This is a genomic window from Pseudoalteromonas sp. SWXJ133 (assembly GCF_015864365.1).
GTDB lineage: Bacteria > Pseudomonadota > Gammaproteobacteria > Enterobacterales > Alteromonadaceae > Pseudoalteromonas > Pseudoalteromonas arctica.
Genome location: NZ_JADYXJ010000007.1, coordinates 161866 through 183758, shown reverse-complemented (window position 1 = coordinate 183758; position 21893 = coordinate 161866). Strand labels below are relative to the sequence as shown.

Below are 21893 nucleotides of genomic sequence, written 5' to 3'. Positions count from 1 at the left end.
CAGAGTCAAGTTAAAACTTATTTAGTATCACTTCTTGTATAAAACGGCTGCCAAAATAAGCGAGTGTGAGGACAAATGCAGCGACCATGATTGTAATAACCACCGGTTTACCGCGCCAACCCTTTTTCATATGCCCGATAGCTACAACGGTAAAAATAGCCCACGCAACTAACGATAATATTGTTTTATGAATGAACTCTTTAGCGAACATTCCATCAAGAAATACAAACCCTGAAAGTAATGCAAATGTGAGTAATATAGTGCCTAAATTAAGAAGTTGGTAAAGCTGGCGCTCCACAACCATTAAAGGCGGAAGATGGCTATGCACAATTGCTAAATCTTTACGTTTTAAACGTTTATCAATAAAGTAAAACTGTACACCGTATAAAGTAGCGATAATTAAAATACAGTAGGCTAACAAAGATAAAGAGATGTGCGTTACTAAACCCACCTCAATATTAATACTTTGCAATAAAATATGATGAGGTATAAATAAACTGGCAATGGTTAGTAAGGCACCAAAACCATAAACAACGGGCAACAATAAAGTTGCAGGGAATTTTAGCGAGACAGCCGTCACCGAGACCACAATCACCCAGCACGTCAAAAGAGCGACGTTTACGATACTTAAATCTTGACCGTCGGCTCTAAAAACAGAGTTAACTAACAGCAGCATGTGCGCCACTATAGCAACCGTGCTTAAAATAACGGTTACTTTTTGGCTTGGGCCTTGTTGATGAAACAGGCGTGAAAGCACGTGAGACGTTGCTAACACATAAAATAAACTGGCAATAATAGTTAAACTAATAATCAGCATTGTGCTTGGGCCACTTAATTTGAGACAAAATAATCCTTGTTGTTATATAGCCATTGTATTTTATAGCAAAGCAAATGCATAGACCTTAAAAAAAGAAACTCATCAAGGTGCACTTGAACACTATATTGTAAGACGCCATATACGGTATACTACTTTTAATTGAAACTTAATAAGTCAATCTAGGTTAATTGAAAAATCAAATTAATCGTGAAATTTAAATGGATTGATATAAACGTCTTATCGGAACCGTTACATGTTTGAGAACCTCCAAGAACGATTAGGTAAAACCTTAAAAAATATCAGTGGCCGTGGCCGTCTGACGGAAGACAACATAAAAGACACACTTCGCGAAGTGCGTATGGCATTTTTAGAAGCCGATGTGGCATTGCCTGTTGTTCGCGACTTTGTAAAACAAGTTAAAGAACGTGCAGTTGGGGTTGAAGTTACAAAAAGCTTAAGCCCAGGCCAAGTATTTATAAAAATAGTGCGTGAAGAACTAGAAAAAGCAATGGGCGAGGCTAATGAAGAGCTAAGTCTAAATGCGCAACCGCCAGCCGTTGTAATGGTTGCGGGTCTACAAGGTGCGGGTAAAACCACCAGTGTAGCTAAGCTTGCTAAGTTTTTAAAAGAACGAAAAAAGAAATCAGTACTTGTAGTAAGTGCCGATGTTTATCGCCCTGCGGCTATTAAACAGCTAGAAACGCTTGCAGCAGAAGTTGATGTTGATTTTTTCCCAAGTGATATTTCGCAAAAGCCAGTTGATATTGCAACCGCTGCAATTTCTCATGCTAAAAAGAAATTTATAGATGTAGTACTTGTTGATACTGCAGGTCGTCTACATGTTGATAGCAACATGATGGATGAAATTAAAGATCTTCATAAAGCAATCAATCCAATTGAAACCTTGTTCGTTGTTGATGCAATGACAGGTCAAGATGCGGCGAATACAGCTAAAGCATTCGACGAAGCATTACCACTTACCGGTGTTATATTAACAAAAACCGATGGTGATGCGCGTGGTGGTGCTGCTTTATCTATTCGTCACATCACTGGCAAGCCTATTAAGTTTATGGGTGTGGGTGAGCGCACTGACGCACTTGAACCTTTCCACCCAGACCGTATAGCGTCGCGTATTTTAGGCATGGGTGACGTACTTTCATTAATCGAAGAAGTCGAGATGAAAGTAGATAAAGAGCAAGCTGCTAGAGTTGCTGAAAAAGTATTTAAAGGCGCAGGTTTTACTCTTGATGATTTTGCTGACCAATTAAAGCAAATGAAAAGCATGGGTGGCATGATGTCAATGCTTGATAAGCTCCCCGGTATGTCTAACTTACCAGATGCTGTTAAAGGTCAAATGGGTGATAAAACATTTATCCAAATGGAAGCTATTATTAGCTCTATGACTAAAAAAGAGCGTGCACGCCCAGAAATCATTAAAGGTTCGCGTAAAAAACGCATAGCAGCTGGCTCTGGTACACAAGTACAAGAGATTAATAAGTTGCTTAAGCAGTTTACGCAAATGCAAAAAATGATGAAAAAAATGAAAGGTAAAGGCGGCATGACTAAAATGATGCGCGGTATGAAAGGCATGTTACCACCTGGAATGATGGGCGGCGGCGGTCCTAAATTTTAAAAAGTACCATTAAGTTACTTTTTAAAATAATAGCGAATCATATTTAAAGGAGCAAATAGCTCCTTTTTTGTTGAATAAATTATGCATGTAATACACTTTTAACTCTTATTTGTCGTTGAGATCACGGTTTAACCTACTAAACTGCCTTTTTGGTTCACTTCTTACTTGCGTTATTGCCAAAAACTCGTACAATTCCCCAGCTCCCCATTCTGGGGAGTAAATCTTATTAATGAAAACAGTCAATCTTTATAGAGGACGGTATGGTAACTATTCGTTTGCAACGTGGTGGCGCTAAAAAACGCCCTTTCTATCAAATTGTGGTTGCGGATAGCCGTTTCTCGCGTGACGGTCGCTTCATCGAGAAAGTAGGCTTTTTTAACCCAATTGCTTCAGGTCAAGAAGAAAAAATTCGTTTAGATTTACCACGTGTTGAACACTGGGTAGGTCAGGGCGCATCTCTTTCAGATCGCGTAGCTAAGTTAGTAAAAGACGCTCGTAAAGCGGCTTAATAGGCGTAAGTGTAACCATGAGTCAAGAGAACACCTCATCAATAATTGTCGTAGGAAAGCTCGGTGCCCCATATGGTATAAAGGGCTGGCTTAAGGTACATTCATTTACTGATGATCCCGTAGGGATCTTCGATTTCAGCCCGTGGTTGATAGGGCAGCAAGGTAAATGGCAGTCCTTAGAAGTGGTCGACTGGCGTCGCCACAACAAAGGCTTTATCGCTAAATTTGCGCAGGTAAACGACCGAGACGAAGCAATGGCTTATACCCATGCTGAAATCTCAATGGATGCAGCGCATTTACCAGAACTCCCGCAAGGTGAGTTCTATTGGCGAGATCTCATTGGCATGTCTGTTGTAACCGATAAAGGTTATAGCTTAGGCATTGTTGATGACCTGATGGAGACAGGATCAAATGACGTACTGGTTGTTAAAGCAAACAGTAAAGACGCATTTGGTCAAGCTGAGCGTTTGATTCCTTTTTTAACTGATTCAGTTATTAAAGACGTTAAATACGACGCAAGAGAAATTACCGTAGACTGGGATCCTGGTTTTTAATGACGCAAACTAGTTCATTATGGGTAGGGGTGATAAGCCTTTTTCCAGACATGTTTGACGCTATTACAGACCAAGGTGTTACCGGTCGCGCAGTAAAAAATGGCTTAATTGATTTTCACTGCTGGAATCCGCGAGACTACGCTTTAGATAAGCATAGAACCGTAGATGACCGTCCTTACGGGGGCGGACCTGGTATGTTAATGATGGTTGAACCATTAAAAAAAGCGATTGCCGAAGCTAAAAAAGCAGCTGGTGATGGTGCTAAAGTAATTTATATGTCCCCGCAAGGGCGCAAACTTGATCAGCAAGGTGCTAGCGAACTCGCTAACTCTAAAAAACTGATTTTGATTGCCGGTCGCTATGAAGGTATAGATGAGAGAATAATAGAATCATATGTTGACGAAGAATGGTCAATTGGTGATTTTATTTTGAGTGGTGGTGAACTACCTGCCATGACATTAATTGACGCAGTAGCGCGATTAGTGCCAGGTGTATTAGGTCATAACCAGTCAGCAGAACAAGATTCATTTTCGGATGGCTTGTTAGATTGTCCACACTATACACGACCAGAAACATTGGACGACAAACAGGTTCCTGCTGTATTACTCAGTGGCAACCACCAAGAGATAGCAAAATGGCGGCTTATGCAGTCATTAGGCAGAACTTGGCTACGACGTCCTGACTTGTTGCATAACCTAGCTCTGACTGAGGAGCAAGCGGTATTACTCGCGAAATTTCAGCAAGAGTACCAAAAAGCTTGTGGCTAGAAGACAGTTACACCTAGGAAAGTGAGAAACATAATGGCAAAAGTAAACCAAAATATTATTAAAGCGCTTGAAGATGAGCAGCTTAAAACAGACGTACCTGCATTTGGCCCTGGTGATACAGTGGTTGTACAGGTAAAAGTAAAAGAAGGTGCTAAAGAGCGTCTACAGGCCTTTGAAGGTGTTGTAATCGCTAAGCGTAATCGTGGTCTTCACTCAGCATTCACTGTTCGTAAAATCTCGAACGGTGAAGGCGTTGAGCGTGTATTCCAAACGCACAGCCCTCTTATTGATAGCGTAACAGTTAAGCGTCGCGGTGCAGTTCGCCGTGCTAAGCTTTACTATCTACGTGAGCGTTCTGGTAAATCTGCACGTATTAGAGAAAAACTTAACTAATACGCGCTGTTTATCAACGCAAAAAAACGGGTTGCATCCTTCGGGTTGCAACCCGTTTTGGTTTTAGAATATTATTTTCTCAATTCTCAATTCTCAATTCCTCATTAGTAAAATTTCCGCTTTAGCCTTTTCTCAGTTAGCTGATCCTGTTAGTATTTATCGTATTGATTAGTTTACTTTTATGTAAATTTATATTTACGTTATTTGGTTTTTTAAGGTGGGACGAACGTGGCTGACATAAGTGATTTAGCACAGCTAAGAGAAGGTATAGATGAATGCGATGCACAACTTGTTGCCTTACTCGCTAAACGTAATGGTATTACGCAAAAAATTGGTGAGGTAAAACAACAAACAGGCGCGCCTTTACATGCACCTGTCCGTGAAGCAGAGCTATTAGCGGCAAGACGACAAGAAGCAATAAATCAAAATGTAAGCCCAGATCTCGTGGAAGATATACTAAGACGCATGATGCGAGAAGCTTATCAAAACCAACAAGCAAAACTTGCATGCGCAGCGCCAGAGCTTTCGCCAATTGTAATTGTGGGTGGTCAAGGTGCCATGGGCCAGTTATTTGCACAGCAGTTTATTCGCTCAGGTTACGAAGTTAAAATCTTAGATAAAGATCAGCAAAACGATGCTAAAAGTATTTTAAAAGGTGCCAAGCTGGTAATGATTAGCGTACCTATTAATGCATTGGATGCTGTCGTTGCTAAGTTACCTAAACTAGATGATGACAGTTTACTTGTAGATATTACATCGGTAAAGCAGTCGCCTATTAAAGCATTAAAAGCTGCGCACAGTGGTCCTGTGGTTGGTTTGCATCCAATGTTTGGGCCTGATATATCACACTGGGTAAAACAAACTGTGGTTGTATGTGAAGGGCGAGAGCACCAAGCGGCAAAAGGCTTGTTACAACAGTTACAAGTATGGGGTTGTCAGCTTGTTGAGCTTGATGCTAAAAAGCATGATGAAGCAATGCAAATTATTCAGGTAATGCGCCATTTAACGACATTTGTGTACGGACAATTTTTAGCAAAACAAAGTCATACACTAGAAGAATTACGTAGCTGCTCGTCACCTATATATCAATTAGAACTGATGATGGTAGGGCGTTTATTTGCACAGTCGCCTGAGCTGTACTCAGATATTATGCTAGCACAATTCGATGATGTAGAAACCTTACTTGCACAGTACCAAGATACCTTTGCAAGTACATTAGCAAAATTAAAAGCGGGAGATAAAGCAGCGCTTATTGATTCTTTTGCGCAGGCGAAAGTTTACTTTTCTGACTCGACAGAACACTTTTTAACGCAAAGCAGAAGCTTATTAAATAAAGCGAATGATTCAAAAGTTTTAGATTAATATTTGTTATACCGTTTGCTTAAGTATGGGGATTTAATTCGTTAAATTGCTAAAATATTTATGCAGACTGGTACTAGTTAACGAAAAAGGGCCTGTATCGGCCCTTTTTGATTTATAAAATTGCTTATTAAGTATTAACGCTTACTGCCTGCAATGACTCGCTTTGGTAGCATCCTAAAATACGTACATATTGGGTGTGCTCTTTAAGTTCTTCCAGCGCTTCTTTTACTTGGCTTTCGGCTAAGTTTGCTTCTAGGTCAACATAAAAAACTTCTTCCCACGGATTACCCGGAGTAGGGCGAGATTCAAGTTTTACTAAATTAATCTTATGCTGTTTAAAAATCATTAACGCATCGGCTAGTGAGCCCGCTTGCTGTTTTGTCGACATGATCAAACTAGTTTTAGTTGGTATTTGGTTAGACACTTGTAGAGGCTTACGTGCAACAACAATAAAGCGGCTATGGTTTTCGCTTTGATTAGCTAGGTTTGATTTAATAACCTCAAGCCCTACATTTTTCCCCGCTTGTGCAGATCCAATTGCAGCACTGTATGGTGTGTTCAGAGCTGATTGTAGTGCGCTTGATGTTGAGTCACATGTTTCGTGTTGTAAATCCCCTAAGCCTTGCAAGAAGCGACTGCACTGTGCAAATGGTTGTGGGTGTGCAAATATTTTTGTTAGTTGACTAAGTTCAGTCTCAGGGTTTGCGAGTAAGCAATGCTCTACACTGTGAGTTACTTCTCCAACAATGGACACTTGCGCGTGCTGTAATAAGTCAAACACCTCGTTAATACTGCCAGAGCTTGTGTTTTCAATGGGTAATAAACCAAAATCAGCTTGCCCATTTTCTACTTTACCTGTTATTTTGTCAAACGATGTACAGCCAATTTCAACTAATTTACCCGGGCGGCGGCTAAAATATTTATGACATGCTAGTTGGCTATAAGAGCCTTGACCACCTAAGTAAGTTACACGGTGTGTTTCACTAAGGGCATCTGGATTCAGGTTTTTTTGTAGCATTGCTTGTTGGTGTAAAACAGAGTCTTCCAAAATAGTTTGGAAAACATTATTCACATAGTAAGCATCTAAACCTAGTGATTTACCATAACCAATCAGTTTCTCTAAAAGTGCGAGTTCACGTACTTCATCGCGAATTGGTTTGTTGTTAGCAATTTTGTACTCAACCACGCCGTGGCTAATGCGACGACGTTTAGCTAATAACACGAGTAAATCGGAGTCTATTTCATTTATATCGTGTCTTAGGGTATTTAAAACATCATTTGTCATTTTGGTATCCTCATTCCAAAAGTAAGCTGTTATTACACAGCAAAAACAAAAAAGCCTCCCGGTTGGGAGGCTTTACTATTCGATTGATTTTATCTCACAAACAGGGAAGCCTCTTCTATATAAAGAAGCTAAAAAACGAAAAAAAAGTGCGAGAGATAAATGTGTTCATACAGTTAATGTATGGAGAGTTGCTAACAATGTCAATAAAGATCTAAATAAGCTTAGAGTACTATTTATTTCTTCATTTTAGTTTTTATAGAAAGTTTACAAATAATTTATAAATATGAATGCGGATCTGGTATATTTCGTTAACTGGTTCAAATAATAACAACTACTAATGATTAAGGTTGACCTGTGGTTTACAGACGCCCTCCATCGCGTTTTGGATTGAATTCTTTAAGTGTAAAACTATCGCTACTCATATCTGCTATTTGTTTAATAGCGGGAGTATGTGCGGCTGCCTTAATGCTCAAATCAGAAGAAAAACAACTTGTTTTTGAAGAGCACGGGGTGTTGAAAAGCTCGACAGATTTATTAGTAAAGCAATTTAATGAGCGCATTAAAACAAAAATAAATATTGCTCAGCAAGCTAATAAAGTAGTAATCGAGCAACTTTTTCAACCTAATTCACCAATTAATTTAAGTAGTAAATCACAGTTAAAATTTAATAGTGATGGTACAATTCGAAGCGCTTCAGCTGACGGTTTATCAGCCGCATTTTTACCACAGCAAAATTACTCTCCTTTTTATAAACGCCTATTTAATGATTCTGAAATGTTGTGGCGTATAATTTCTCCGACTCTGGTACATGACTTTTTTAACTTCTATCTAATAACCGATGATGATTTTATTCGTGTTTCTCCTCCAAATTGGGCACTAAACGCACCATCTGGGTTTAGGGTTACGGATGAAACAACGTATAAACACATAAAAAGTACATTAGGAACAGTACGAGAGCCTACATGGTCAAAAGTTTATTACGATACAGTATGGAGAAAATGGGTTATAAGCTTATTAGTCCCTGTTTATATAGATAATGAGTTTTTAGGTGTAACGGGAAGCGATATTTCCCTCAATAAGCTTATTTCGTTTTTACCTGTTGGCGATAAAGAAAAGCATCTACTTGTTTTTAATAGTAAAGGACAATTGTTAGCACATCCTAATCTAAATCCTGCTTTATTAGCTGATTATGGTCGTGATAATAAAGCACTCGTTACTAACGAATTTGTGAACCCAGCGCTCCAGTCGATTATTGATGATGTAGTTGCGGTGAAGTTACCTGAATACGCAAATTCATTTAAACTAAATGATGAAGCGCATATTATTAATATCCGTAAAATTGATGACTTAGATTGGTATATAGGCGTATATAAAAAGCGTTCATCTACGTTATCAGCATTACAAGACTTAAAAATGAAATTTTTTGGACTCTTTATTTTATATGCAATACTCGTCGCTTTGTTGCTTCATCAAGCACTTTATCAATTAGTACTTCGTCGTTTACACACATTAGTCTATGCAGTTACAAGTTTTGGCAAAGGTCAGTTAACTACAGAATTCCCACCAGAAAACAAAGATGAAATTGGCACGCTTAATGGCTCATTTAGAGACATGACGGTAGAAATTCGCAAACTTATCGATGGCTTAAACCAGAGAATTACGGAAAAAGAAATTGCTGAAAAAGCAGCTAACCGATTATCTAAAGCTGTAGCATTCTCGGGTACTGGCGTAGTAATCACTAACGAAAACTTTGTAATTGAATACGTAAACCCCAAAATGCTCGAAATGACAGGTTATCCAGAAAGTCACTTTAATAGAGCGCCATTGCTTAATATTATTGCTCCAGAAATGTCTATTTTAGTGGAAGACATAGATATTGAATTGCGCAGTCGTAATTACTGGCGCGGTGACACGTTAATAGCAGGCTTAAATAAAGTGCCGATCTGGGTGTCTCTAAGTGTTTCGCCAATTCGTGAAGAGGGCGGTGAAATAACCAGCTATGTAGCATCTGCACAAGATATTTCGTTTGTGAAAGAAAGCCAGCGTAAAATGGAGCAACTCGCTTATTTTGACACTCTGACAGGCCTAGCCAACAGAACGTTTTTCAGAATGCAATTGCGAAAATCCATGGCATTGGCTGAGCGCGGGCACTATGCGTTTGCATTATTTTACTTTGATTTAGACGAATTTAAACGTATTAACGATACATTAGGCCACGATGCTGGCGACCAATTATTAATTGAAGTGGCAAATAGGCTTAAAAAACGCTTAAGAGTAGAAGACACCATAGCTCGTTTAGGTGGTGATGAGTTCGCAGTATTACTCAGTGGTATAGAAAGCCAAGAGCACGCGACAGATGTTGCCAATACAATTCAAAAAACATTGAATGTCCCAATTAAACTAGGTAGCAATGAAGTTATTGTGAGCGCGAGTATTGGTATTACAATGGCTCCGTACGATAGCCTCGAGGAAGATCAGTTATTAAAACATGCTGACTTAGCAATGTATGAGGCAAAAGCTAAAGGGCGTAATACATTCCATTTTTATAGCCAAGAATTGAACGCAGCTGCTAATGAGCGTTTATTTATTGAAAATGAGCTACGTATAGGGCTAAAAGAAAAACAGTTTGTAGTTTACTACCAACCCCAAGTTGACAGTCGTACCCATCAGGTAGTTGGCTATGAGGCACTATTAAGATGGTTCCATCCAACTGAAGGCGTAATTCCTCCAGATAAATTCATTCCTATTGCAGAAGCTACGGGTCTTATTGTTGAACTAGGCGAATGGGTGCTTAAAGAGTCTTGTGATTTTGCCGTAAGGTTAACAGGACAAGGCCTAGAAAATAATATATCGATCAACTTATCGGCTCGTCAGTTTAAAGACTCAAACTTAGTCTCAACACTGAGTAAAATTATAATTAGATCGGGTGTTTCGGCTAAGCGCCTTCATTTAGAGCTGACCGAAAGTATGCTAATGGGAAATGTTGAAGCTGCAATTACTCAACTCCATGAGCTTAAAGCCTTAGGTATATCTATTTCTATTGATGACTTTGGTACTGGCTATTCGTCGCTTAGTTACTTAAAACGATTCCCGGTCGATATATTGAAAATCGACCGTTCATTTGTCAAAGATATCCCTGAGGATACAAATGATATGGAAATCACTGCGGCTATTATTGCTATGGCACAAAAGTTAAAGCTAGACGTGGTCGCTGAAGGGGTTGAGACAATAGAGCAAATGCAATTTTTACAAAATAATAATTGTTTCATTGTGCAAGGATATTATTTTAGTCCGCCAATACCAGAGTATGACTTACCAAGTTTATATGAAAAGTTAGGCGAGCTTCCAAATAGCAAATTAAATGATTAATAAATGCGGGTTAACCACCCGCAATTTTAACTTTAAATTTTAACGCTTCTAAAATGGCTTTTAGTTTATCGCGGTCATCACCTTGTACTTCAATAATGCCTTCTTTTACTGCGCCGCCTTGGCCCATTTTGCTTTTTATAGTTTTAGCTAACTTTTTTAAATCGTGATCTTTTGGATCAATGCCTACAACTAACATTACGCCTTTGCCTTTACGCCCTTTTGTTTGACGTTCAATACGAATAAAACCATCTTTAAAAAGCTTGGCTACTAACTCTTTTTCTGGTTTTGGCTGGTCAATGCGACCAGTACTTGTTGAATATACTAAGTGACTATCACTCATACCTTACCTTTATGGATAAAAATTAATTAAATATTGGCGTAAATGATAGCAAATTTGAAGTTGTGTGTTTTTCTTTTTGCTAAATACTTTTAACAGGTTATATTTAGTTCAAAGGAAATATTATTGGAGTTTAATATGAGTTTAACTAAGAATGAATCAGTCGATGGCACTACATTAACAATACAAATCAAAGGTAAATTTGACTTTAATTTAGTGCAATCTTTTCGCCAAGCTTACGCCCAAATGAGCGAAAAAACTGTAAAGGTTATTATCGATTTAAGAGAGACTGACTACATGGATAGCTCAGCACTTGGCATGTTACTTAATATGAAAAAAACCATTGATAGCCAAGTGAAAACTATCGAAATAAGCAATTGCCAACCACAGCTTAGAAAAATTCTACAAATTTCACGTTTTGATAAGAAGTTTGATATTAGCTAATGATACATGTGTTAATTGTGGATGATCAGGCGCTCAATCGCATTTTACTAAGTAAAATGCTTGAGCAAGAGGGTTATAAAATATCAGTGGCTTATAACGGGCTAGATGCGCTTAATGTACTTAAAAGAGAGCAAATAGACGTTGTTTTACTCGATGTTTTAATGCCTGTAATGAATGGTTTTGAAGCTGCTGAAAAAATAAAGCAGCAGTATAGTGAAGTTTACTTACCGATTATTTTTATAACCTCCTTAGAAGATCAAGCAAGCTTTGAGCGCTGCCTTACAGTAGGTGGTGATGACTTTATTCATAAACCATTTGAAAAAGTTATTCTGCATGCAAAACTTAAAGCACATATTCGCACCAGAGAACTGAGTAAAAAAGCAAATCAACAAAAAAAACTGCTTGAATATCATCACAATCAAATTGAACGTGAACACGAAATAATTGAACATATCTTTAATAACTCATTAGAAAACCAAGGTAAGTTTAAAGAGTATTTAGATTTTAATTTATCACCGGCCTCTATGTTTAACGGCGATATGTTTTTAGTAGCGCAAAGCCCAATCGGTAATTTGTATTGCATGTTGGGAGATTTTACGGGTCACGGCCTTGCTGCAGCTATTGGTGCATTACCAACTTCTCGTGTTTTTTATACTATGGTACAAAAAGGCATGGCGGTTAACGATATTGCCTGTGAGCTAAATACACTACTGTACAACCTACTACCTGGGCATATGTTTTGTGCTGCAACCATTATAGAGCTTAGTGCATCAGGTAAAAGTGTTTCTGCATGGATGGGCGGCTTACCCGATGCCTACCTAATAGATAAAGACGGTAATGTAAAACAAACATTAGAATCACAGCATATGGCGCTAGGGATTTTAGATGAACAAGAATTTGAATATGAAGTTATTCATTTTGAAACAAATAGTAATACACGTCTAGTATTAGCAACCGACGGAATTATAGAAACAGCAAACAAAGAGGATATATTTTTTGGGGAAGAGCGTTTTTTACAAACCTTAAAAAGTAAATCGATGATTAGTAGTGAAGGCATAGTTGCTAATGTTACTAAGTTTGCAGATGGTACTAAGCAGCAAGACGATTTAAGCATTGTTTTACTAAACTGCCTGCCTTTAATTCCTGAGGAACAAGAGCGAGAAGCATTTTCTACTTTGGCTTTTAATTTGTCTTTGAGCTTAAACTCAGAGCAAATAAAAAAAACAGACCCCGTTTACGATGTCGTTAATATTTTAAGTAGTGTTGAGGGGCTAAATACTCATCGTTCTAATATATTTTTACTGCTGTCTGAGGCTTATAACAATGCGCTTGATCATGGTGTATTAGGCCTTAACTCAGAAATTAAAAAACAAGAAGATGGTTTTTTTAGATATTACGAGTTGAGAGAGGCTGCCCTTGCTAAACTTACAGATGCCATGATTATTATTGATATGCGCTATTGCCCCGACACGCTCAGTTTATATTTTATTATTTGCGATTCAGGCCGAGGGTTTAGTAGTAAGCACGATGAGTTGGCAAAGGCTAATAACGAATTTGGCAGAGGCGTGTCTTTATTAGAAGAAATAGCCGAAAAAGTTACTTATAACGCCAGTGGTAACCAAGTTGAAATGTGCTACAAGTTGAGCTAGCTCTGTAAAAATATCCATGCTATTATTCTCGAAACTTTAGATGTATGGATGGCCAAATGATTTTTTCTTACCTAAAACAAGCACAATTAAGTGCTAATCCTACTTTGATTGCAACAGAGCTTGAAAAGCTTGATCTGCATCTTACAAACTCAACTTTACCTGATGTGCGTTGGGAGTATCAAATACCTGAGCTTGGCGAGGGCGGAGCGTGTAGTTTATTTGGTTACTTACAAGATGAGCCATTCAAATTAACTGACTATCTTAAAGGTGATGAGCAAACACAACTTAAGTTAGCTAATTTACAAAGTATTGTAAGCTACATCGAACAGCAAACAGGCGTTGATTGGTATGGTATTTATCAATCAACTAATACCCCTGAAGGTGATCAACTATTAAAATTAGCTTATCATGGTGCGCCTAGTCGCCCGTTGTTTCCTTTAACGCAAGCATTTGCAGCAGGGAGTAATAACGTACAAGTTGCGCTATCTCATCAAGGTCGCATTATTAATAACGTTGAAGCGTATTTATCACAAGGCGGTGAATACTACACATGCGATCCTAAAGTTAAGTCAGAAACTTGTTTACCTTTATTCAACGCAAAAAATGAATGTGTTGGTATTGTAGATGCAGAAGCCTTTAAAAATGATTTTTTTGATGAAAAGACGCTTGCCGTTTTAATTGCATGTTGTATTAAAATTCCTCACTTTCTAGCGTAAATAACGCTAGTCAATATGATGTGCTTTTATGTTAAGCTTAGCTTAACAGCTAACCCCTAAATAACGATAAGAGATAGCCAATGTTCTCAGTATTAAAACCATTACCAACAGATCCTATTCTTGGCCTTATGGCGGCCTATAAACAAGATACAAACCCTAATAAAATTGATTTAGGTGTAGGTGTCTACAAAGATGAGCAAGGCAATACACCGGTTCTTAAAGCGGTTAAAAAAGCTGAAGCGTTTCGTCTTGAAAACGAAATGAGCAAATCTTATATTGGTTTAGCGGGTAATTTAGATTACTGCCAAAAAATGGAGCAGTTACTATTAGGCGAGCATCAAGCATTGCTAGCAAATCGCGTACGTACTGCGCAAGCGCCAGGTGGTACGGGTGCACTTCGTGTTGCAGCTGAATTTATTAAGCGTTGTAATACAGACGCGACTGTTTGGGTAACTAACCCAACATGGGCTAACCACATTAGCTTGTTTGAAGCTGCAGGCTTAACAGTAAAAGAATACCCATATTACGATTACGAAAATAAAGATTTACTGTTTGATGAAATGATCAACACACTTAAACAAGTGCCTAAAGGCGATGTGGTTTTACTACATGCATGTTGTCATAACCCAAGCGGTATGGATTTAAACGAAACACAGTGGAACACGGTTGCCGAACTGGCAAAAGAAGTTGGCTTTACACCACTTGTTGATATTGCATACCAAGGCTTTGGTGCTTCACTTGAAGAAGATGCACGTGGCTTACGTATTTTAGCCGATGCAGTGGAAGAGCTAATTATTTGTTCTTCATGTTCTAAAAACTTTGGCTTATACCGCGAGCGTATTGGTGCATGTTCACTAATTGCAAAAGACAGCGCAACAGCAGATATTTCAAACTCGGTAATGTTAAGCGTTGTACGTAGTATTTACTCAATGCCGCCAGCACATGGTGCTGACATTGTTAATACTATTTTAAGCAGTACAGAGCTTACACAATTGTGGCACTCTGAGCTTGATGAAATGCGTAGTCGTATAAATGGCTTACGTAGCTTAATTAAAGAAAGCTTAGCAACTAAAGATATTGTTCAAGACTTCTCATTTATTGAACGCCAAAACGGTATGTTTTCTTTCTTAGGTATTAATAAAGAGCAAATTGCTCGCCTACAAAAAGAATACGGCATTTACATAGTTGGCTCTAGCCGCGTAAATGTTGCAGGTGTTAGTCATTCAAATATTGAATACTTTTCAAATGCTGTAGCTGACGTTTGTAAATAAACGCAGTTAATATAAAAAACCGCACATCATTACTAATGATGTGCGGTTTTTTATTATCTAAATTTAAACAAACAGCAGCAACCTTTAACCGATAGCAGGAATAAGCCCCGCCATTTGCATAAACTGCGCAGCAATAATAGTTATGCCACATATAGCCGCTATACCAAGCCCAACATTCCCACTTTTAACTTGGTAGCCTGTTTTATTTGATGTTGTACGCTGTTTATAAACCATTGCTACAGGCAAAAATATTGCCAGGACGACAAGTGCTATTGCAGCGTACCCTAAGGCCATAATAAAGCCTTGAGGATAAAACAATGCAAAGCCAAGTGGCGGAATAAACGTAATTAAAGCCGTTTTAATTCGGTCTGTTTTATTGTCACCCTTTTTAAATGCATCAGCAAAAAAATCAAATAACCCTAAGCTCACCCCTAAAAATGATGTCGCAAGTGCTAAATCAGCAAATAACTTAACGGCCGTTGCCACACTTGGGTTATGCGCAATACTAGCCACGCTAGATACAAACCCATTAAGACCTTCGCTGTTGAGTAAATCAGTTTGACTCATAATACCTTGGCTAAGTAGTTGCCAAAAAATATAAATAACTAAAGGTAGGGCGGCTCCAGCAATCATTACTTTGCGCAGTACTTTTATTTCTACACCAACATATTTAACAATAGAAGGGATAGAGCCATGAAAACCAAACGAAGTAAATATAACCGGTATAGCCGAAAGGATTAATCCTTGCTCTACGGGCATCTCTAATAAGTGCTTACCTTGTACATAAGGGGTAAGCATGTAAAACAAACTAGCTAATACAATAATTTTTATTGTAAATAACACTCTATTTAGTTTATCTACCTTGCTAGTGCCTAGTGTTACCACACTTGCAATAATAACAGCGAGGATCACAGAGCCAAACTGTGGGGCTATATCTACATCAAAGCCTATATTTATACGCGCTTGAAGTTGTGCACCACCACCTGCAATATAAGCAGCGCATAAAGCATAAAATAAAAAAATCATCGAAAAATTCGCGATGTATTGTCCGCGCTTTCCAAGCCATAATTTAGCCAATGTATTTAATGTAGCATCGCGTGGTGCATACTGGTGTAGCTCTAACATGAGTAGTGCGGTGTAGGTCATTAGTAACCAGCTAGCAATTATTAATGCAAGCGCAGTACTAAACCCAAGCCCGGCAGATGCAATTGGCAATGCCAACATACCCGCACCAATAGTGGTGCCTGCAACAATTAACATGCTTCCAGTTGTTTTATTTTTAAGCACTTAATTACCTTAATTATTATTAATATACATGCACGATATAACTAGTTACTCAAATCTCAAATAGTTTTGTAATAAAAGAGCAGTATTAAAATGTAACTTACAATTTACAACTGTATTTATTAAGGACTTGTATGCATTTAAAAGTATTAAAATAGGGTGGTGAGGGTATAATTTTATGTACGTTGGATTGCGTTATAAAACGCTAAGGATTGGCATGTGCCGGTAAAAGCATCGTATTTTTTTATGGTTCTCATTTGGTCTACTACACCTCTAGGGATTGTGTGGAGCAGTGAAACAGTATCGCCAACGCTTGCTGTATTAATGCGTATGCTGGTGGGGTTGTTTTTAGGTGGTTTAATTGTTGCCATAACAAACATTAGAGTACCTTGGAGCAAAAATGCGTGCTTACTTTATTTTTATTCGAGTATAGGTATTTTTGGCGGTATGTTGTTGAGCTATATGGCAGCTAAAACAGTCCCTTCGGGTATTATTTCGCTTATGTTTGGCCTTGCACCTATTTTGTCGGGGTTACTTGCTCAGCAGTTATTAAATGAACCTAAATTTAGCCCGATTAAATTAGTTGCGTTAGCGTGCGCCTTAATTGGCTTATATTTTGTTAGTTATAACCAAGTACAAAACTCGCAAACTCAAGGACTTGGGTTGCTTTATGTGTTTATGGCTGTCTGCTTTTTTAGTTTAAGTGGTGTGATGATCAAGCGTGTGCAGATTGCGATTCATCCTATGGCAACAACATTTGGTGCCTTAGTTTTTGTAACCCCACTCTTTTTTATTGCTTGGTGGTTATTAGATGGTGAGTTGCATATACAAAACTGGAGTGCAAAATCATTGTGGGCTATTGGTTATCTAGGAATATTTGGATCTTTAGTAGGGGCTTTGGCGTATTTTCATGTGCTGCAAAACCTTAATGCAAGCACGGTATCACTTACTACACTTATAACTCCTAGCTTTGCGTTAGGCTTGGGAGCTTGGCTAAATAATGAGTCATTAAGCCAAGAGTTAATAATTGGTGCGGTTATTATTTTAATTAGTCTGGGCTTTTTTCAATTTGGTGATAAGTTTTTAAAACGCAGTAAAGTAAGCGCAAATTAGCTTTACTACATTTTTTCTATTTGAATAATTAAACGACGGTTTTTGTCTCGGCTTAAAATGTTATCGTTATTATCAACAAAGCGTTTTTCGCCCAAACCGGTTGTTTGTACTTTGGCTTCATCAACACCCAAGCTCACCATATAATCTTTTATAGTTTTGGCGCGCTTGCGCGATAAATCTAAGTTATTCCAGCGTCCGCCATAGCTATCAGTGTATGAGTCAATACTAATAGACTCTATGCTTGCATCATTTTTTAAATACTCAGCAATTTTATCAAGACGTTGTTGCGACGATTTAGTTAATTTACTGCTGTTAGATTGATAGTTCATTACAGTAAACGAAATATCTTCAAAGCTGTAAGGGAGTAGTTCATCGCGGCACTGTAAAAAAGCCCAGTAAGCTTGTTTAAAGTTTACGCTCGATATACCAACGGCAATTTTATCGGCACTGTTTTGCCAGTCTTGATAATAAAAAGTAGGGTAGTAGCCTTTTTCAAGCTCGGTAAGCATTTCCCATGCTGTTTTATTGCCTAGCTCGCCATCAAACTTTTTAAGTAATTTCATGTTTGCAATATCGCGAGCGGGCAATCCTGCACGCCATGTAGGTGGCACTGCTTTTAAACCTGCAATTGCGTAGTTATCTGGGCGAACAACCATATCTAAATTAAACGTTAAGTTTTTATTTTTACTTGCTGAAGCTTTAAAAATAGCTTCACCGTAATAAGGAACCTCATGATTTAATTGGCATTGTAAGCGCGTTGTTTTAACGACTTCCCAGTTGGAGTTGTCTTGGGTTGCTGTATATTGGCGCATAGCAGCTTGCGAGTGAGTACTGCAAAGCACTGCACTTATACTAAGGCTAATAAATAACAACTTATACTTCATGGTGCTCTCCAGCTATCCGGGAATGCCAATAATTTGGCAAATTAACGACTGCAATGATTAGTTTGTTCTCTATATAACTAACTCATAAGTTAAAGCAAGTTATGTGCCTACAATTTTAAAGCAATAAATACTTAAATCCCCTAGCCTAGGGGGCATCAATTTTGACATAATAGTCAGCTTACACGTATAAACAAAGAAGACTATGGCAAATACTGAGCAAACACCTTTCGCAAAACGCTTTCGTGGATTTTTTCCTGTTGTTATTGATGTTGAAACTGCAGGTTTTAACAAAGAAACAGATGCCTTATTAGAAATAGCAGCCTCTGTTTTAAAAATGGATGACGAAGGATTGCTCAGCATAGATCATACTGTTCATTTTCATGTTCAGCCATTCGAAGGCGCTAATATAGAACAAGCAGCCATCGACTTTAACGGTATAGACCCGTTTTCACCATTACGTGGCGCAGTGCCTGAAGGTGAAGTAATTAAAGAAATATGTAAAGTAGTACGCAAAGCGCAAAAAGCCGCTGGGTGCCAACGCTCAGTTATTGTGGCGCATAATGCTGCATTCGATCATGGCTTTTTAAATGCAGCAATAGAGCGTAACAACATTAAGCGTACGCCATTTCATCCGTTTGTAAGCTTCGATACAACATCTTTAGCAGGTTTAGCGTTAGGGCAAACTGTATTAGCAAAAGCATGTAGAGCGGCAGGTATCGAGTTTGACAACAGCCAAGCGCACTCTGCGCTTTACGACACAGAACGTACAGCTGAGCTTTATTGTTTAATAGTAAACCGCTGGCAGCAATTAGGTGGTTGGCCATTAGCGCCAACCGACGATTGCGACGCTAATGCCGAAGTTGAAACTGAGACACAAAATAACGAATAAACTAAAACGTCTGAGTAATTTTACCCTCAGTTAGCTTAACTAGGTGGGGCGGATAAATACGCGAAAATTGTTTAGAACCCTTCGCTATTCTAAGCTCCGTATCAAAGTGCATTAGTATTTTACTTTTAAATAGCGACTGACAGGCAAGTAATTGGACTATTTTTGTTTGATAAGTGATTTTCGGTTGTTTAACGTACGATTGATGCATGCAATTAAAATAAACCGTTACTAGGCCTTGAGTATCAGTACTTTACTCGGTTATACTGTTTGTACGCTCTGAATTGAGTTACTAATTCAGGGGCTGATTAGGATTCGACGGAATTCAAGAAGCCCAAGGTGCATGTCGAGGTGCGGTTTGCCTCGTTAAACAGCCGCAACCTAAAGTAATCGCAAACGACGATAACTACTCTCTAGCAGCTTAGGCTGGCTAGCGCTCCTTCCATGTATTCTTGTGGACTGGATTTTGGAGTGTCACCCTAACACCTGATCGCGACGGAAACCCTGGCCGGGGTTGAAGCGCTAAAACTAAGCGGCCTCGCCTTTACTTACCGTGTTTGTCCGGGACTTAAAGGTTAATTAAATGACAATACTAAACATGTAGTACCGACGGTCGAGGCTTTTCGGACGGGGGTTCAAATCCCCCCAGCTCCACCAATAAAGGTTTTTGAACTCGTTATTCGAAAACCATAAGAAACCCGCAAATTTGTTAACCCAAATTTGCGGGTTTTTTTATGGAATTCATAAAGTGAAAGTTGAGATTCTCTTATAGCTATAGCACGTAACTTCACTTTTATGACAATTATTAAAATACAAAATAACGACAGTATGCTTATTATGAAGTTAAATTAAGTATTGGCTTTATTCACCTAAACTGCATTGGCAGTGGTGTTTATGGCTTGTGTGTTTTGATGTTGTCTAATATGGATTTGGCTAATCCAATCAACAGCATTTATCCACTGCACTTTGGCAGGACAGTATTTTGAGTGATCTCATTGTATGTGTCATTATCCAAGTTTTTTGATTGTTGTATTGTTTGCTATATGAAACTAATTCGACAGATAAGGATTACACTTTTCAATAATTTTTGATTAAAAAAGCCCTAACAAACAGCGTTAAGGCTTTGGCGTGTAGCTGTTACTTTATCTTTTAGCGAGTGATTTTACAGATTGCTTTTGATCACTTGCTGGTTGGATTGCTTTGTCTATTAATGTTTCAGGTGGTTTATTTCGAACGCACATAAGTACTTTGTTCATTGCTTGGCATGTGCCTGTCGCTTTTTTATCATGGCTTGTGTAGCTGCAATCTTCATTAATGGCTTTTGCTTCACATGCTTCCCAAGGCGCATTTGAGCCGTGGCCTGCATGACTTAGCGCTGAGCATGAGGCAGCAAGTAAAAAGCCAGTGGTTAGTGCTTTTATCACGTTAAATATTTTCATTAGTATCTCAGTTAATTATTTAGCTAGAATACGAGTTATCTTGCGGTAGCACCTTTAAAACAACCAATAAACATGTTTTCAGATACATCGGCTGCATGGTAGTGGTATCCGCGTGTATCGTCGGTGTGGCCTCTACATTCGTCTAAATCAGTGGGTTCTAATCCATTTTCGTTAAGCATGCCAAAGATACCAAATCCATCGAGTGCATAACCCATCATGGCGGCATGACCGTCTGATTGAATTTGTGTTTGGCTACAACCTGCTTCACCATGGTAGTGATAACCTGCTACTAAGTTAATATGGCCAGCGCAATCATCAAAGGCTGCAATAGTGTATGCGCCTAAAATAGCCTCAACAGGCGCGGGTGCAGCAAGTACAACACCATTGAGAGCAACACCTACATTGGCGTTACCAATACTGCTATTTTGAGTGGTTGCAACAGGCGTTATTGGAATTAAAAATGATTCTGATATACCGCCATCAACATAATCAATAGAGCATTCTACGCAGTGGTTTTGGTATTGTTCTTCTACATTTGGACGTGCAGCGCCATCACACGATTCTTGTGTGTCGGTTACATTTACAAGGCCTGTACCTTCGTCGTATAGCTGCCAATGACTATCGTTATATAATGTAGGTAGATTTAAAATAAAGTCGCCGGTTATATCGTAAACCTCACCGGTGCCATCAAACCAAATACCGGCTTCGTCTGCTGTTGAGGTGATATTTTGAGGGCAAAATACACCAATCTCGTAATTTGAAGGCGCACCGGCAATATCAATTTTGTAGCATGAGGCTTCATCGCCATTACTTAGCGTACATGTTTGAGTGGTAATTGATGAAATGAGTGCATCGCTTTCAAAGTTAAAAGGGTCAACTTCTACAACAAAATCGGTTGAAGTATCTGTTGTAGTTCCCTCATCGGTGGTTGTTTCAGTTACGACGGTACTTTCAGCATCGCTACCGTTACAGGCAGCTAAACCCAGTGCAAATATACACACTGCAAGCGGTGTCAAAGTTGGTGTGTTAAATCTTCTCATCAAAAATATCCGGTAATGAAGTTGAATGTATAATATTTGTTAAATGTGCAAACAAAGTGCAAAAACAACGCAACATAGTACATAGCACGAGATAGAAGCTGATAAAGTTGCTATAAATGTGCTTAGTACCTTTTATTGTTT

The 21893-nt window shown here is 38.6% G+C and carries 20 protein-coding genes, 1 other RNA gene and 1 other annotated feature; of the genes, 14 read left to right on the top strand and 7 right to left on the bottom strand.

Going from position 1 to position 21893, the window contains the following annotated elements:
* Positions 1–10 precede the first annotated feature (10 nt).
* Positions 11–817, bottom strand: coding sequence for a cytochrome C assembly family protein (locus I6F40_RS07835; protein WP_024589411.1), 807 nt, complete (start codon positions 815–817; stop codon positions 11–13).
* A gap of 253 nt (positions 818–1070) precedes the next feature.
* On the opposite strand from I6F40_RS07835, the gene ffh reads away from it, so the two are divergent.
* The 6 genes from ffh (at position 1071) to tyrA (ending at position 6035) form a co-directional block, all read left to right on the top strand.
* Positions 1071–2450 (top strand): signal recognition particle protein, encoded by a 1380-nt coding sequence (ffh, locus tag I6F40_RS07830; protein ID WP_007581399.1) that lies wholly within the window; start codon positions 1071–1073, stop codon positions 2448–2450.
* Between the two features lie 260 nt (positions 2451–2710).
* Positions 2711–2959 carry a 30S ribosomal protein S16 gene (gene rpsP / locus I6F40_RS07825; RefSeq protein WP_002962192.1) on the top strand — a complete coding sequence of 83 codons (249 nt, stop codon included), beginning with the start codon at positions 2711–2713 and terminating at the stop codon, positions 2957–2959.
* Between the two features lie 17 nt (positions 2960–2976).
* A complete protein-coding gene (gene rimM, locus I6F40_RS07820; protein ID WP_165734760.1) occupies positions 2977–3513 on the top strand; it encodes a ribosome maturation factor RimM in 537 nt (178 codons plus the stop codon).
* Positions 3513–4280, top strand: coding sequence for a tRNA (guanosine(37)-N1)-methyltransferase TrmD (gene trmD / locus I6F40_RS07815; protein WP_166376795.1), 768 nt, complete (start codon positions 3513–3515; stop codon positions 4278–4280). Before rimM ends, trmD begins: the two co-directional genes overlap by 1 nt.
* Before the next feature lie 33 nt (positions 4281–4313).
* Entirely contained in the window at positions 4314–4673 is a 360-nt protein-coding gene (rplS, locus tag I6F40_RS07810; RefSeq protein ID WP_007581406.1) for a 50S ribosomal protein L19, read from the top strand.
* Positions 4674–4901: 228 nt separating this feature from the next.
* On the top strand, positions 4902–6035 hold the full coding sequence (gene tyrA, locus I6F40_RS07805) for a bifunctional chorismate mutase/prephenate dehydrogenase (protein WP_166376794.1): 1134 nt from the start codon (positions 4902–4904) through the stop codon (positions 6033–6035).
* A 127-nt stretch (positions 6036–6162) separates the two neighbouring features.
* On the opposite strand, the gene I6F40_RS07800 is transcribed toward tyrA, so the two are convergent.
* Entirely contained in the window at positions 6163–7320 is a 1158-nt protein-coding gene (locus tag I6F40_RS07800; protein WP_166376793.1) for a chorismate mutase, read from the bottom strand.
* 44 nt (positions 7321–7364) lie between these two features.
* Positions 7365–7482: a sequence feature (Phe leader region), on the bottom strand.
* A 192-nt stretch (positions 7483–7674) separates the two neighbouring features.
* On the opposite strand from I6F40_RS07800, the gene I6F40_RS07795 reads away from it, so the two are divergent.
* Entirely contained in the window at positions 7675–10689 is a 3015-nt protein-coding gene (locus tag I6F40_RS07795; RefSeq protein WP_166376792.1) for a bifunctional diguanylate cyclase/phosphodiesterase, read from the top strand.
* 10 nt (positions 10690–10699) lie between these two features.
* Here the strand turns inward: I6F40_RS07795 and I6F40_RS07790 are convergent, their stop codons facing one another.
* Positions 10700–11029 carry a stress response translation initiation inhibitor YciH gene (locus tag I6F40_RS07790; protein ID WP_166376791.1) on the bottom strand — a complete coding sequence of 110 codons (330 nt, stop codon included), beginning with the start codon at positions 11027–11029 and terminating at the stop codon, positions 10700–10702.
* Positions 11030–11164: 135 nt separating this feature from the next.
* On the opposite strand from I6F40_RS07790, the gene I6F40_RS07785 reads away from it, so the two are divergent.
* The 4 genes from I6F40_RS07785 to I6F40_RS07770 all read left to right on the top strand — a co-directional run bounded on the left by I6F40_RS07785 (position 11165) and on the right by I6F40_RS07770 (position 15106).
* Positions 11165–11470: an STAS domain-containing protein gene (locus I6F40_RS07785; protein ID WP_002962948.1), complete on the top strand. Its 306-nt coding sequence runs from the start codon at positions 11165–11167 to the stop codon at positions 11468–11470.
* On the top strand, positions 11470–13119 hold the full coding sequence (locus I6F40_RS07780) for a SpoIIE family protein phosphatase (RefSeq protein WP_166376790.1): 1650 nt from the start codon (positions 11470–11472) through the stop codon (positions 13117–13119). The genes I6F40_RS07785 and I6F40_RS07780 overlap by 1 nt, the downstream gene beginning before the upstream one ends.
* A 56-nt stretch (positions 13120–13175) precedes the next feature.
* Complete coding sequence (locus I6F40_RS07775) at positions 13176–13835, top strand: GAF domain-containing protein (protein ID WP_166376789.1); 660 nt, start codon at positions 13176–13178, stop codon at positions 13833–13835.
* A gap of 80 nt (positions 13836–13915) precedes the next feature.
* Positions 13916–15106 (top strand): amino acid aminotransferase, encoded by a 1191-nt coding sequence (locus I6F40_RS07770; protein WP_166376788.1) that lies wholly within the window; start codon positions 13916–13918, stop codon positions 15104–15106.
* 84 nt (positions 15107–15190) lie between these two features.
* Here the strand turns inward: I6F40_RS07770 and tyrP are convergent, their stop codons facing one another.
* The gene (gene tyrP, locus I6F40_RS07765; RefSeq protein WP_166376787.1) at positions 15191–16393 is read right to left on the bottom strand and encodes a tyrosine transporter TyrP; all 1203 of its coding nucleotides are present in this window, start codon (positions 16391–16393) and stop codon (positions 15191–15193) included.
* 216 nt (positions 16394–16609) lie between these two features.
* Here tyrP and I6F40_RS07760 point away from each other — a divergent pair, with 216 nt between their 5' ends.
* A complete protein-coding gene (locus I6F40_RS07760) occupies positions 16610–17503 on the top strand; it encodes a DMT family transporter (protein WP_166376786.1) in 894 nt (297 codons plus the stop codon).
* A 5-nt stretch (positions 17504–17508) separates the two neighbouring features.
* Here the strand turns inward: I6F40_RS07760 and I6F40_RS07755 are convergent, their stop codons facing one another.
* Positions 17509–18387: a flagellar protein MotY gene (locus tag I6F40_RS07755; RefSeq protein ID WP_010554639.1), complete on the bottom strand. Its 879-nt coding sequence runs from the start codon at positions 18385–18387 to the stop codon at positions 17509–17511.
* A 202-nt stretch (positions 18388–18589) separates the two neighbouring features.
* Here I6F40_RS07755 and rnt point away from each other — a divergent pair, with 202 nt between their 5' ends.
* Positions 18590–19276: a ribonuclease T gene (gene rnt / locus I6F40_RS07750; RefSeq protein ID WP_166376785.1), complete on the top strand. Its 687-nt coding sequence runs from the start codon at positions 18590–18592 to the stop codon at positions 19274–19276.
* A gap of 297 nt (positions 19277–19573) precedes the next feature.
* Positions 19574–19930: a transfer-messenger RNA gene (gene ssrA, locus I6F40_RS07745) on the top strand.
* A gap of 485 nt (positions 19931–20415) precedes the next feature.
* Here the strand turns inward: ssrA and I6F40_RS07740 are convergent.
* A complete protein-coding gene (locus I6F40_RS07740) occupies positions 20416–20712 on the bottom strand; it encodes a hypothetical protein (RefSeq protein WP_166376784.1) in 297 nt (98 codons plus the stop codon).
* 35 nt (positions 20713–20747) lie between these two features.
* Positions 20748–21752, bottom strand: a complete 1005-nt coding sequence (locus tag I6F40_RS07735; RefSeq protein WP_166376783.1) for a YHYH protein — start codon at positions 21750–21752, stop codon at positions 20748–20750.
* Positions 21753–21893: the final 141 nt, after the last annotated feature.